7 protein-coding genes are annotated in these 14794 nt (G+C 59.4%); 4 read left to right on the top strand and 3 right to left on the bottom strand.

Annotated elements, in window-relative coordinates:
• Nucleotides 1–46: 46 nt before the first annotated feature.
• The gene (locus NTD86_RS01875; protein WP_262200448.1) at nucleotides 47–883 is read right to left on the bottom strand and encodes a 23S rRNA (adenine(2030)-N(6))-methyltransferase RlmJ; all 837 of its coding nucleotides are present in this window, start codon (nucleotides 881–883) and stop codon (nucleotides 47–49) included.
• A 399-nt stretch (nucleotides 884–1282) separates the two neighbouring features.
• Nucleotides 1283–2770, bottom strand: coding sequence for a sodium/proline symporter PutP (gene putP, locus NTD86_RS01870; protein WP_262200447.1), 1488 nt, complete (start codon nucleotides 2768–2770; stop codon nucleotides 1283–1285).
• Nucleotides 2771–3246: 476 nt separating this feature from the next.
• Here putP and putA point away from each other — a divergent pair, with 476 nt between their 5' ends.
• Complete coding sequence (gene putA, locus NTD86_RS01865) at nucleotides 3247–7200, top strand: trifunctional transcriptional regulator/proline dehydrogenase/L-glutamate gamma-semialdehyde dehydrogenase (RefSeq protein ID WP_262200445.1); 3954 nt, start codon at nucleotides 3247–3249, stop codon at nucleotides 7198–7200.
• Nucleotides 7201–7279: 79 nt separating this feature from the next.
• On the opposite strand, the gene NTD86_RS01860 is transcribed toward putA, so the two are convergent.
• The gene (locus tag NTD86_RS01860; protein ID WP_262200444.1) at nucleotides 7280–7828 is read right to left on the bottom strand and encodes a hypothetical protein; all 549 of its coding nucleotides are present in this window, start codon (nucleotides 7826–7828) and stop codon (nucleotides 7280–7282) included.
• Between the two features lie 226 nt (nucleotides 7829–8054).
• On the opposite strand from NTD86_RS01860, the gene NTD86_RS01855 reads away from it, so the two are divergent.
• The 3 genes from NTD86_RS01855 (at nucleotide 8055) to selO (ending at nucleotide 14731) form a co-directional block, all read left to right on the top strand.
• Complete coding sequence (locus NTD86_RS01855; RefSeq protein ID WP_262200443.1) at nucleotides 8055–9797, top strand: potassium/proton antiporter; 1743 nt, start codon at nucleotides 8055–8057, stop codon at nucleotides 9795–9797.
• A 35-nt stretch (nucleotides 9798–9832) separates the two neighbouring features.
• Nucleotides 9833–13159 (top strand): mechanosensitive channel MscK, encoded by a 3327-nt coding sequence (gene mscK / locus NTD86_RS01850; protein ID WP_262200442.1) that lies wholly within the window; start codon nucleotides 9833–9835, stop codon nucleotides 13157–13159.
• A gap of 108 nt (nucleotides 13160–13267) precedes the next feature.
• Nucleotides 13268–14731 carry a protein adenylyltransferase SelO gene (selO, locus tag NTD86_RS01845; protein ID WP_262200441.1) on the top strand — a complete coding sequence of 488 codons (1464 nt, stop codon included), beginning with the start codon at nucleotides 13268–13270 and terminating at the stop codon, nucleotides 14729–14731.
• Nucleotides 14732–14794 lie beyond the last annotated feature (63 nt).

Genomic DNA, 14794 nt, shown 5'->3' with positions numbered 1-14794 from the left:
TTAAAAGAGCGCGAGCAAAGCTCGCTCCTTCAGGACGTGGTGATCTTTATTCAGCGATTATCCATTCCATCTGCCAGCCACCCTGGGTTTGGCCCAGTGTCTTGGCCAGCCACGGCAGCAGTTCGCGCAGTTCTTCTTCCAGACCCCATGGCGGGTTGGCGATCGCCAGGCCCGAGCCGTTCAGGCTGTTGGGGGTGTCCAGCGGGTGCACAAACAGCTCGACCTGCAGCAATTTCGGGGCGCCGGAGGCGGCCAGGTCCTGATAGAAGCGGCGCAGTTGGCGCTTGTCCTTGATCGGGTACCAGATCGCAACCACGGTCTGACGCATACGGCTGATGGCGTCTTTCAACGACTCCACGCAACGCTGCATTTCGTCGAGTTTTTCAAACGGCGGGTCGATCAGCATCACAGCCCGCTTTTCGGCCACGGGCAGCAGCGCACGCGGTACGTGCCAGCCTTCACCCAGGTGCACCGCCACGCGACGGTCGCCCTTCATGTTGGCCTTGAGCATCACGCCGTCTTCTGGGTGTTTTTCGTTCAGCAAGACGCGGTCTTGCGAACGGGCCAGACGACGCGCCAGCTCAGGCGAACCCGGGTAGTAACGCAATTCCCCGTCCGGGTTCATCTTGTGCAGCACTTTCATGTAGTCCGCGGTCATCGCCGGCAGGTCTTTTTGTCCCCACAAGCGTGCGACGCCTTCCAGGTACTCGCCCGTGCGCGTGGCCTGATCGCCCTGAAGGTCATACAGACCCAGCCCGGCGTGGGTATCAAGGTAAGCAAAAGGCTGCTCTTTACGCGTCATCAACGCGATGAGGCGGGTCAAGACGATATGTTTAAGAACGTCGGCGTGATTACCGGCGTGGAAGGCGTGACGATAGTTCATGGTTGCTCCTGCGCAGGGGGCGAAGTTTACCCTGTGCAGCGAATAACGTCAGGGGTTAAGCCATGCTCCACGCCAGACGGTGCCTTGCTCAAATCGCTCGCGACACCAATACCAGGTTATGCACGCTCACCTCACTCGCCACCCAGTCAATCGCGAATTGCTCGCTGGCATCGGCAATCAGCACGTCTTTATCCAGCACCTGAACGCGGATCTGATGGGCCTCAACAGGCTCCGGCGACTCATCGTCATCGACGTGAAAGGCGAACGTCCATGGCGTTGGAATGGCGTAATAGCCGTGCGCAGCGCACTGTCTTTAGCGAGCCCCACTAAAAACGGCCCGTGTCCATGGGAGACGGGCCGTTATCTGTGGCCCATCAAGTAGGCCGCAACTCAACGCACTCAGTGGTGGAGCTTGAAGTCTTTTTCAGCCGCTTCGAAACGCTCGACCATCTTCTTGCTTGGGCCTTGACCCAGAGCACTGACCACCATGATTGCGATGCTGGCGAAGATGAAGCCCGGAATGATCTCGTACAGCCCCAACAGGTTGAAGTGCTTCCAGACGATCACCGTGATGGCACCCACCAGAATCCCTGCCAGCGCACCGTTGCGAGTCATGCCTTTCCACAGCACCGAGATCAGCACTACCGGACCAAACGCCGCACCGAAACCAGCCCACGCGTAGCTCACCAGACCCAGCACTCGGTTGTCCGGGTTAGCAGCCAGCAAGATGGCAACCACGGCCACCAGCAGCACCATGGCACGGCCGACCCACACCAGTTCGGTCTGGGAAGCATTTTTACGCAGGAAGGATTTGTAGAAGTCTTCCGTCAGGGCGCTGGAGCACACCAGCAACTGGCAGCTCAAGGTACTCATGACCGCCGCCAGAATAGCCGACAGCAGAACACCGGCAATCCATGGGTTGAACAGCAGCTTGGCCAGCTCAATGAATACCCGCTCTGGGTTTTCATTGACCGGGCCCGCCACGTCCGGGTGCGCCGAGAAGTAAGCGATACCGAAGAAACCTACGCCCACCGTGCCGACCAGACACAGGATCATCCAGGTCATGGAAATACGACGCGCGTTGGCAATCGACTTCACCGAGTCTGCCGCCATGAAGCGCGCCAGAATGTGCGGCTGGCCAAAATAGCCCAGGCCCCAGCCCATCAGCGAGATGATGCCGATGAAGGACGTGCCTTTGAGCAGGTCAAAGTTAGCCGGGTTCTTGGCCTCGATGGCCATGAACGTGGTGTCGATGCCACCGGTTGCCAACAGCACGATAATCGGCGTCAGGATCAGCGCGAAAATCATCAGGGTGGCCTGCACGGTGTCTGTCCAGCTCACCGCCAGGAAGCCGCCCACGAAGGTGTAGGCAATAGTCGCCGCAGCACCGGCCCACAGGGCAGTTTCGTAAGACATGCCAAAAGTACTTTCAAACAGACGGGCACCGGCTACAACGCCTGAGGCGCAGTAAATGGTGAAGAACACCAGAATTACCACTGCCGAAATGATCCGCAGCAGCCCGCTCTTGTCTTCAAAACGGCTGGAGAAGTAATCGGGCAAGGTCAGCGCATCGCCGTTGTGCTCGGTTTGCACCCGCAGGCGACCGGCCACAAACAGCCAGTTCAAATAAGCACCGACCACCAGGCCGATGGCAATCCAGCTTTCGGACAGACCCGACAGATAGATAGCGCCCGGCAAACCCATCAGCAACCAGCCGCTCATATCAGAAGCGCCAGCAGACAACGCGGTTACCACGCTGCCCAGACTACGACCACCGAGGATGTAATCCGACAGGTTATTGGTGGAGCGATAGGCCATAAAACCAATCAGCACCATTGCCGCGATATAGATCACAAACGTGATCAGAATTGGGTTACTTACACTCATTGCATTAAGCCCTGGCATTGTTTTTATCGTTGACGGCCGCCTGGCCGCACGTTCACAAACGTTTTGTCTGAGACGATTAAGCAGGCTGCGCATTTATGACTGACGCTTCTCCAGGAAAACCGTCAGCCGAAGAACCTCGTAGGTTCAAAGGGTCACACGTAAGTCGCGAATGCTATGCAACAACGTAAATCAGGTGCAACCAGTTTCTGCCTTGCCAGTTGCACCTTATCGCGCCTTTCGCTTCTTTTTCGACGCAAAAGTGCGCTGTATCCACTGAAAACCCACATTCTTTGTAGGAGCGAGCTTGCCTCGCGATCTTTTAAAAGAGCACACAATCGCGAGGCAAACTCGCTACTACACGTGAGAGAAAAAATTCTGACGAAACCGGGTTGCACCTAGTTGCACCCCAATCAGCGCAGCGCTAATCTTGCCGCCAGCTGCTGCCGCGCAAATGCGGCACCCATGAGGATATAAAAATGGCTACCACCACCCTTGGGGTCAAACTCGATGACCCAACCCGCGAGCGCCTGAAGGCTGCCGCGGCCTCGATAGATCGCACTCCACACTGGCTGATCAAACAGGCAATTTTCAATTACCTGGAAAAACTCGAGGGTGGTGCAACCCTGGCCGAGCTCAACGGTGTTCCGGGTAACACCAGCGATGACGCCGACGACGCCAATACCGATCACACTCACCAGTGCTTCCTGGAGTTTGCCGAAAGCATCTTGCCGCAATCGGTCCTGCGCGCAGCGATCACATCGGCTTACCGCCGCCCGGAACCCGAAGTGGTGCCGATGCTGCTGGAACAGGCACGCTTGTCTGCACCGATGGCCGAAGCCACCCAGACCCTGGCTGCCTCGATTGCCGAAAAACTACGCAATCAAAAGAGCGCCAGCGGTCGCGCTGGCATCGTCCAAGGCCTGCTGCAAGAGTTCTCGCTGTCGTCCCAGGAGGGCGTAGCGCTCATGTGCCTGGCCGAAGCGTTGCTGCGTATCCCCGATAAAGGCACCCGCGACGCCCTGATCCGCGACAAAATCAGCACCGGCAACTGGCACCCACACCTGGGCAACAGCCCATCGCTGTTCGTCAACGCCGCCACCTGGGGCCTACTGCTGACCGGCAAACTGGTATCGACACACAACGAAGCGGGCCTGACCTCCTCCCTGAGCCGCATCATCGGCAAGAGCGGCGAGCCGATGATCCGCAAGGGTGTCGACATGGCCATGCGCCTGATGGGCGAGCAGTTTGTGACTGGCGAAACCATCGCCGAAGCACTGGCCAACGCCACCCGCTTTGAAGCCAAGGGCTTCCGCTATTCCTACGACATGCTCGGCGAAGCCGCACTGACCGAGCATGACGCACAGAAGTACCTCGCCTCCTACGAACAAGCCATCCACTCGATCGGTAAAGCGTCCAACGGTCGTGGCATTTATGAAGGCCCGGGCATTTCGATCAAGTTGTCGGCCCTGCACCCACGCTACAGCCGCGCCCAGTACGAGCGCGTGATGGACGAGCTGTACCCGCGCCTGCTGTCGCTGACCTTGCTGGCCAAGAAATATGACATCGGCCTCAACATCGACGCCGAAGAAGCTGACCGCCTGGAACTGTCCCTCGACCTGCTCGAGCGCCTGTGTTTCGAGCCGCAACTGAGCGGCTGGAACGGCATCGGCTTCGTCATTCAGGCGTACCAGAAGCGCTGCCCGTACGTCATCGACTATGTCATCGACCTGGCACGCCGCAGCCGTCATCGCCTGATGATCCGCCTGGTGAAAGGCGCCTACTGGGACAGCGAAATCAAGCGCGCCCAGGTCGAAGGCCTGGAAGGCTACCCGGTGTACACACGCAAGGTTTACACCGACGTGTCCTACGTTGCTTGCGCGAAAAAGCTGTTGGCCGTCCCCGAAGCGATCTACCCGCAGTTCGCCACGCACAACGCCCACACCTTGTCGGCCATTTACCATATCGCTGGCCAGAACTATTACCCCGGTCAGTACGAGTTCCAATGCCTGCACGGCATGGGCGAGCCCCTGTACGAGCAGGTCGTAGGCAAGATTTCCGAAGGCAAGCTGAACCGTCCGTGCCGCGTGTACGCTCCGGTCGGCACCCATGAAACCCTGTTGGCTTACCTGGTGCGTCGCCTGCTGGAAAACGGCGCGAACACCTCGTTCGTTAACCGCATTGCTGACCATTCGATCTCGATTCACCAATTGGTGGCCGACCCGGTCAGCCAGATCGAGCAAATGGCCACGGCTGAGGGCAGCTTTGGCTTGCCGCACCCGCGCATCCCCTTGCCGCGTGACTTGTATGGCAGCGAACGCGCCAACTCCAGCGGCATCGACATGGCCAACGAACACCGCCTGGCGTCGCTGTCCTGCGCCTTGCTGGCCACCGCTCACAATGACTGGAAAGCCGCGCCGATACTCGGTTGCACCTCCAGCACCCAAGCCCCGGCCGCCGTGCTCAACCCGGCAGACCTGCGTGATGTGGTCGGCTATGTACAAGAAGCCACGGTTGAAGACGCAGACAACGCGATCCAGTGCGCGCTGAATGTCGCGCCGATCTGGCAGGCCACCCCGCCAGCCGAACGCGCTGCCATCCTGGAGCGCGCCGCCGACCAGATGGAAGCCGAGATCCAGCCACTGATGGGCCTGCTGGCCCGCGAAGCTGGCAAGACCTACGCCAACGCCATTGCTGAAGTGCGTGAAGCGGTGGACTTCCTGCGTTACTACGCCGTGCAGGCGCGCAATGACCTGACCAATGACGCCCACCGCCCATTGGGCCCGGTGGTGTGCATCAGCCCGTGGAACTTCCCCCTGGCGATTTTCAGCGGCCAAGTCGCCGCAGCATTGGCCGCCGGCAACCCGGTACTGGCCAAACCAGCCGAACAAACTCCGTTGGTGGCAGCCCAGGCCGTGCGCATTCTGCTGGAAGCCGGTATTCCTGAAGGCGTGCTGCAATTGCTGCCAGGCCGTGGCGAAACCGTGGGCGCGCGCCTGGTCGGTGACGATCGGGTCAAAGGCGTTATGTTCACCGGCTCCACCGAAGTCGCTCGCCTGCTGCAACGCAACATTGCCGGGCGCCTGGATGCACAAGGTCGCCCGATCCCGCTGATCGCTGAAACCGGCGGCCAGAATGCCATGATCGTTGACTCCTCGGCCCTGACCGAACAAGTGGTCATCGACGTGGTGTCCTCGGCGTTCGACAGCGCCGGTCAGCGTTGCTCCGCACTGCGCGTGCTGTGCTTGCAGGAAGACTCGGCAGACCGCGTGATCGAAATGCTCAAAGGTGCCATGGCCGAATCGCGCATGGGTAACCCCGAGCGTCTGAGCGTAGACATTGGCCCTGTGATCGATGCCGAAGCCAAGGCCGGGATCGAGAAACACATCCAAGGCATGCGCGACAAAGGCCGCAGCGTGTTCCAAATGGCTATCGCCGATATCGAAGAGTCCAAGCGCGGCACCTTCGTGATGCCGACCCTGATTGAGCTGGAAAGCTTCGATGAGCTGGAGCGCGAAATCTTTGGCCCGGTTCTGCACGTGGTGCGCTACAAGCGCAAAGACATCGACCAGTTGATCGCCCAGATCAACGCGTCGGGTTACGGCCTGACGTTGGGCGTGCATACCCGCATCGACGAAACCATTGCCAAAGTGGTCAACAACGTCAACGCCGGTAACGTCTACGTCAACCGCAACATCGTCGGCGCTGTGGTCGGCGTGCAGCCGTTCGGCGGCGAAGGCCTGTCGGGCACCGGCCCGAAAGCCGGAGGTCCGTTGTATCTGTTCCGCCTGCTGTCGACTCGTCCAAGCGATGCCATTGAGCAATCGTTCGCCAAAGTCGACACCGTCAGCGTGCCGGACATCCAGGCCCGCGAAGCCTTGCTCAAGCCGCTCAAAGCACTGCACACCTGGGCGCAAAGCAACCAGCAAACAGCGCTGGCCGAACAGTGCGACGAATTCGCCGCCCATTCGCAAAGTGGCATCACCCGCCTGCTCAACGGCCCGACCGGCGAGCGCAACAGCTACGCCATCCTGCCGCGCGAACATGTGCTGTGCCTGGCCGACACTGAAGGCGATCTGCTGACCCAACTGGCAGCCGTACTGGCCGTCGGCAGCTCGGCGGTTCTGCCAGAAAACGAGGTGAGCAAAGCCTTGTTTACCCGCCTACCAAAAGAGGTTCAGGCACGCATCAAGCGGGTAGCGGACTGGAGCAAAGACGAAGTGATCTTCGACGCGGTCTTGCACCACGGTCACAGCGACCAACTGCGCGAGGTATGCCAGCAAGTGGCTAAACGTGCGGGTGCCATTGTGGGCGTGCAAGGCCTGTCCCAAGGCGAAACCAATATCGCTCTGGAACGCTTGGTGATCGAGCGTGCACTGAGTGTGAACACTGCGGCTGCCGGCGGTAACGCGAGCTTGATGACCATCGGCTGATTGCTACCTGGCTGAACCAGAAAAACCGGGCCCCCTTGCAGGGGCCCGGTTTTTTTATGCTCGCCGTTCAGACCTCTTTTTAAACGTCGAGCACAAAGGCGCGGTAGGTCACCAACACCAGGCCAAACGATACAGCGCCCATCCACGCCAGGTTGGCCAGACTAAAGCTGCAATTGCCACGGCCAGTTGGGTCGCCGCTCAACAGGTTGATCGCGCGCTGGGCGCCGATGAACAGACAGACGCTGCTTAAGATCAACACGCCATTGGCCAGCAAGACATAGGGGGTATCCAGAGGCCGACTGAAAAAGGTGAATGTCAGTACCGAGGTCATGACCATCAGCATGATCAATAACCCCCTGATCTCGGGATGCCATCGACAACTCAGGCCTTGTCGGTCCAGTTCATGCTGAACCTTTTCAAACAGGGAAAGAATGCAAAAGGGCCAGAACAGCCCGCGCGCCACCGGTGTGATTGCCACGCCAGAGGCCTTTTTGTAAGACATCCAGTTAAGGTAAGACCAGTAAAACAAATACCCGCCACCCGTCATCAGATACAACAGCACAAACTTGTGGATAGACACGATGTACAGCACGCGGGGTCTGCCATCCGTCGCAGTTGTCGGCTTCATGACTCGTCCATGTTTAATCGGAGCCCGAAGTAGACACAATTTGCCCAACATAAAAATGCAGGCCTGCTCCATATTTCGTGTAAGGAAAAACCAATTTAGTAGTAGTCAAAGACTGACACCCGGCTCAAAAGCTTTTTGACAGCGCGCTGACAACGCGGGTTAGAATCGCTGGCACGTAGCCTGCATGGCTACGCCCTGTCTTTTAGTCTTTTCTGGAGTACTGCCTTTGAATGCGACGACCATCAACAGCCTGTTCTTGATCGGCGCGTTGCTGGTAGGCGCAAGTATTCTGGTCAGTTCCCTGTCTTCACGCCTGGGCATTCCGATCCTGGTGATTATCCTGGCCGTCGGCATGGCCGCCGGGGTGGATGGCGGCGGCATCATTTTCGACAACTACCCGACCGCGTACCTGGTGGGCAACCTCGCGCTGGCGGTGATTCTGCTAGACGGCGGCTTGCGCACGCGGGTGTCCAGTTTCCGGGTAGCCCTGTGGCCCGCCCTCTCACTGGCCACGGTGGGGGTGATGATCACCACCGGCCTTACCGGGATGGTGGCGGCCTGGCTGTTCAACCTCAACCTGATCCAGGGCCTGTTGATCGGCGCCATTGTCGGTTCCACCGATGCCGCGGCGGTGTTCTCGCTACTCGGCGGCAAGGGCTTGAACGAACGGGTCTCGGCCAGCCTTGAGATCGAGTCCGGCAGTAACGATCCCATGGCGGTGTTTCTCACCGTCACCCTGATCGATATGCTCGCCAGCGGTGAAACCACCCTGCACGCCAGCCTGCTGCTCGACCTGCTGCGCGAATTCGGTATCGGCGGGATCGTCGGCCTGGCCGGGGGCTGGCTGATGCTGCAAATGGTCAACCGCATCCACTTGGCCAATGGCCTGTACCCGATTCTGGTCATCGCTGGCGGGCTGGTGGTGTTTGCCCTGACCAACGCCCTGCACGGCAGCGGCTTTTTAGCCGTTTACCTGTGCGGGCTGGTGCTGGGTAACAGCCCGATCCGCAGCCGCCACGGCATTTTGCACATGCTCGACGGCATGGCCTGGCTGGCACAGATTGGCATGTTTCTGGTGCTGGGCCTGCTGGTTACGCCCCACGACCTGCTGCCTATCGCGGTGCCCGCGCTGCTGCTGGCCCTGTGGATGATTCTGTTCGCGCGCCCGCTGTCAGTGATCGTCGGCCTGCTGCCTTTCAAGGCGTTCCATGGCCGCGAAAAAGCTTTTATCTCGTGGGTCGGGTTGCGCGGCGCGGTGCCGATTATTCTCGCGGTGTTCCCGCTGATGGCCGGGCTGCCTAATGCGCAGCTGTATTTCAACCTCGCCTTCTTTATCGTGCTGGTATCCCTTCTAGTACAAGGCACGAGCCTGCCGTGGGTCGCCAAGCTGCTCAAGGTCACCGTACCGCCAGACCTCGCACCGATCTCCCGTGCAGCATTGGAAGTGCACGTGACCAGCGAGTGGGAACTGTTCGTTTATCGGCTGGACGCACAAAACTGGTGCATCGGCGCGGCCCTGCGTGAACTGAAAATGCCAGAAGGCACACGAATCGCGGCGTTGTTCCGCGATCAAAAACTGCTCCATCCGTCGGGCAGTACCACGCTCGAAATTGGCGATTTGTTGTGCGTCATCGGCCATGAACACAATTTGCCAGCCCTCGGCAAACTGTTCAGCCAGCCGCCAACTCGTGGCCTGGACCTGCGTTTCTTCGGCGACTTCGTCCTCGAAGGCGATGCTCAACTGGGCGCGGTGTCGGCGCTCTACGGCCTGAAGCTCGACGGCATCAACCCCGACATTCCGCTCAGCAGCTTTATCGCGCAAAAAGTCGGCGGCGCACCGGTGGTCGGCGACCAGGTCGAGTGGAACAACACCATCTGGACCGTCGCGGTCATGGACGGGAACAAGATAGGCAAAGTGGGCGTCAGATTCCCCGAAGGAAGTGCCCCAGGACCGGGGTTGTTCCTCTAAACTCCCAATTTCCTACGCTTGCTTGACCGGATTCTATGCCAACTCTGCGCACGTTTTTCGCAACAGTCCTGCTCGGTCTGAGCCTTTCCGTTGGCCCGGTACAAGCGGGTGATCCGCCCACCGCCGAGGCCGTGCAGCTCAGCCTGGACAAAATAGCCGACCGCAAACTGCCCGACGCTGACCAGAAAGCCTTGCAGACGGTGCTGGAACAAACCCTATCGCTGCTGGCCAACAAAACCGATTACGAACAGCGCCTGAGCGAAGTCAAGGATCAGCTCAACAGTGCGCCACGCCAAACGGCCGATAACCAACGTGAACTGGCGCGCCTCAAGGCCAGCAAAGTGGTGCCCATCGAACAGCGTTACGCCAACCTGTCGGTGCAGCAACTGGAGCAAATGCTCGCTGACCGCACCACCGAACAAGGCGAGCTGCAAAAGGCGCTGGCCAGTGCCAACACCCAGAGCATCGCCGCCCAGACCCGTCCTGAGCGGGCGCAAGCCGAGATCAGTAACAGCCAGACACGCATCCAGCAGATTGGCAGCATCCTCAAAGTTGGCCGCGATAACGGCAAAGTGCTCACGCAGGACCAGCGCAACCAGCTCAGCGCCGAGTCGGCGGCACTCACCGCGTTGATCGCGCTGCGCCGTCAGGAACTGGCCGGCAACAGCCAACTGCAAGACTTGAGCGGTAGCCAGCACGATCTATTGCTGGAAAAAACCACACGCCAGGACCAGGAAATCCAGGACCTGCAGACCCTGATCAACAAGAAGCGTCTGGCGCAGTCGCAACAGACCGTGACCGAACAATCGATCGAGGCTCAAAAGTCTGGCAGCAGCAGCCTGCTGGCCACCGAAAGTGCCACCAACCTCAGGCTCTCCGACTATCTGTTGCGCAGCACTGACCGGCTCAATGTGGTCACCCAGCAAAACCTTGAAACCAAGCAGCAACTGGACAACGTTACCCAAAGCGACCAGGCGCTGGATGAGCAAATCAACGTCCTACGGGGCAGTTTGCTGCTGTCCAAGATCCTCTATCAGCAAAAGCAAGCGCTGCCGCGCCTGCAAAAGATGGACAAGAACCTGGCAGACGAAATCGCTGATATTCGCCTGTACCAATTTGAAATCAATCAACAGCGCGAGCTGATCAGCAGCCCGATTGTTTATGTCGACAACCTGCTATCGACCCAGCCTGCCGACCAGGTGACCCCACAACTGCGCAAGACCCTGCTCGAACTGGTCAACACCCGCAGCGACCTGCTGGACCGCTTGAATCGCGAGCTCAGTTCCCTGCTCAGTGAGTCGATCAACCTGCAACTGAACCAGAAACAGTTGCTCAGCACCGCACAAGGCCTGCGGGCAACGCTGGAAGAGCAGATGTTCTGGATCCCCAGCAACAAGCCGCTGGACCTGGATTGGCTGGAGTCGGCCCCGCGCCACCTCAAGCAACAGATCGTCATGCTGCCGTGGGGCTCAAGTGTTACCGAGCTAGCAGAAGGCCTGATCCAGCGGCCATTGTTGTTTTTGCCGTTTGTCTTGGTGGTGGTGGGCCTGCTGTGGAAGCGCCGTTACCTGTACAACAAACTCAACGATATCCATAAGGACATTGGCCACTTCAAGCGTGACAGCCAGTGGCACACGCCGTTGGCGATTCTGATCAACATTTTGCTGGCGATGCCGATTTCATTGGCCCTGGCGCTGTGCGGCTATGCCTTGCAAACCGACGCCCGCGGCATGAATGCCAACACTGGCGCGGCATTGATGCAAATGGCCGAAGCCTGGCTGGTGTTCTACACGGCTTATCGGATTTTGGCACCGGGCGGCGTAGCCGAATTGCATTTCCGTTGGGAGAAACCGCTGGTTTCCTTCCTGCAGAACTGGATCCGCAAGCTCGGGCTGGTGGTGCTGGCATTGGTCGCGGTGGTCGCCTTTGCCGAACAACAACCGGCGGCGCTGGCAGACGACGTACTGGGTATCCTCGTGGTGTTGACGTGCTACGCCGCCATGGCGTGGCTGTTGTGCCGCCTGATCCTCAACGACCAGACCGAGAAAAAAGCCTACCGCGTGCGCAAACTGCTGGGTTTCGCCTTCGCCCTGCTGCCTCTCACGCTGTTTTTGGCGGTGTGTTTTGGCTACTACTACACCGCACTCAAACTCAGCGACCGGCTCATCAACACCCTCTACCTGCTGATGCTATGGCTGGTGGTTGAGGCCACCTTTGTACGTGGGCTCGCCGTCGCCGCTCGTCGTCTGGCCTATCAGCGGGCGCTGGCCAAGCGCCAGGCCGCCAAGGAAGCGGGTGAAGGCAACGATGCCATTGTTGAAGAACCGACGCTGGACATCGAACAGGTCAATCAGCAATCGCTGCGCCTGATTCGCCTGGCATTGCTCGCAGCCTTTATCGGGGTGCTGTATTGGGTATGGGCCGACCTGATTTCAGTGTTTTCTTACCTCGACAACATCACCCTGTACGAGTACACCAGCGGTACCGGCGCAAACATGAGCATGGTGCCGATCAGTATTGGCGACGTGATCGGTGCGCTGGTTATCATCGGCATCAGCATCGCGCTGGCGCGCAACTTGCCCGGCCTGCTGGAAGTCTTGGTGCTGTCACGGCTCGATCTGGCCCAAGGCAGCGCCTACGCCACCACGACGCTGCTGACTTACGTGATCATCGGTGTCGGCTTTGTCGCCACGTTGTCGACCTTGGGGGTGAGCTGGGACAAGTTGCAATGGCTGGTGGCGGCACTCTCCGTTGGCCTGGGCTTCGGCATGCAAGAAATTTTCGCCAACTTTATCTCCGGCATCATGATCCTCTTCGAGCGCCCGGTACGGATTGGCGACACAATCACCATCGGCAACCTGTCGGGCACCGTAAGCAAGATCCGCATCCGGGCCACCACCATCACCGACTTCGACCGCAAGGACATCATTGTCCCGAACAAAACCTTCATCACCGGGCAACTGATCAACTGGTCGTTGACCGATACCATCACCCGCGTGACCCTCAAGCTGGGTGTCGATTACGGGTCGGACCTGGATTTGGTCAAGCAGTTGCTGCTCAAGGCCGCGCAAGACAACCCGCGCGTGCTCAAAGAGCCCGAGCCGCATGTGTACTTCTTGAGCTTCGGCCAAAGCACGCTGGACCACGAACTGCGCATGCACGTGCGTGACCTGGGCGACCGCAACCCAGTAGTCGACGAAGTGAACCGCTTTATCAACCGCGAGTTCAAGAAACACCACATCAACATCTCGTTCCAGCAGATGGAGGTGTACCTCAAGAACACCAGCAACCAGGAATACAAACTGGTGCCCATGGACCTGCCAGCGCCGGAGCAAAAGCCCCAACCGGGTAAACCCGACTAGCAGGACGCCTAAACGTCTGTAGGAGCGATTTTTTGATCCTAAAAAGATCGCGAGGCAAGCTCGCTCCTACACGGGGTGTTTACCCTCACACTTAGCGGGAGACGGCCATTGAAAGCCCTCGACGAACTGACCTTTGACAACCGTTTCGCCCGCCTGGGTGACGCGTTCTCAACCCACGTGCTGCCCGATCCGCTCGACGCACCACGGCTGGTGGTCGCCAGCGATGCGGCCATGGCCTTGCTCGACCTCGACCCCGCCGTGGCCGACGATCCGGTATTTGCCCAACTGTTTGGCGGCCATACCTTATGGGCTGATGCCGAGCCGCGAGCGATGATCTATTCCGGGCATCAGTTCGGCTCGTACAACCCGCAATTGGGCGATGGCCGCGGGCTGTTGCTGGGTGAGGTCTACAACCAGGCGGGCGAGCACTGGGACCTGCACCTCAAAGGCGCCGGCATGACGCCCTACTCGCGCATGGGCGATGGACGTGCAGTGTTGCGCTCGTCGATCCGCGAGTTTCTCGCCAGCGAGGCATTACACGCACTGGGCATCCCCACCAGCCGCGCCTTGTGCGTGATCGGCTCCGACACCCCGGTGTGGCGTGAAAAACAGGAACGCGGCGCCATGGTACTGCGCTTGGCGCACAGCCATATCCGCTTCGGGCACTTTGAGTACTTCTACTACACCCAGCGTCCGGAACAGCAAAAGCAACTGGCCGACCACGTCCTGGCCCTGCATTACCCTGAGTGCCTGGAGCAGCCGGAGCCCCACCTGGCGATGTTCCGCGAAATCGTTGAGCGCAACGCAGAACTGATCGCCAAATGGCAGGCCTACGGGTTTTGTCACGGGGTGATGAACACCGACAACATGTCGATCCTGGGCATCACCTTCGACTTCGGCCCGTTCGCCTTCCTCGACGACTTCGACGCCCAGTTCATCTGCAACCATTCCGACCACCAAGGGCGCTACTCCTTCAGCAACCAGGTGCCTATCGGCCAGTGGAACCTCAGCGCGCTGGCCCAGGCACTGACGCCGTTTATCAGCGTTGAGGCCCTGCGAGAAACATTGGGCTTGTTTTTGCCGCTGTACCAGGCCCACTACCTCGACCTGATGCGCCGCCGCCTGGGCCTGACCACCGCCGAGGACGGTGATCAGAAACTGATCGAAGACCTGCTGCAACGCATGCAAGGCAGTGCCATCGACTACACCCTGTTCTTCCGCCGCCTGGGCGACGAACCGGCCGAACAGGCCGTGGCTCGCCTGCGCGAAGATTTTATCGACCTCAAGGGCTTTGACGAATGGGCCGCGCAGTACCTCGCCCGCATTGCCCGCGACGGCGAGCCAGACCAGCAGCAACGCCGCGAACGCATGCACGCGGTCAACCCGCTGTACATCCTGCGCAACTACCTGGCACAAAAAGCTATCGACGCAGCCGAAGCCGGGGATTACAGCGAAGTTCGGCGCTTGCACAACGTCCTGACCCAACCGTTCACCGAACAATCGGGCATGCAACACTACGCCGAGCGGCCACCTGAGTGGGGCAAGCATCTAGAGATCAGTTGCTCGTCTTGAAAAACTAAAACCGTGTAGGAGCGAGCTTGTCTCGCGATCTTTTGATCTTAAAAAATCGCGAGA

Source organism: Pseudomonas sp. 7P_10.2_Bac1 (assembly GCF_025465935.1).
Lineage (GTDB): Bacteria > Pseudomonadota > Gammaproteobacteria > Pseudomonadales > Pseudomonadaceae > Aquipseudomonas.
Note: the sequence above shows the minus strand (reverse complement) of the source record. Positions and strands in the feature narration are given on the sequence as shown.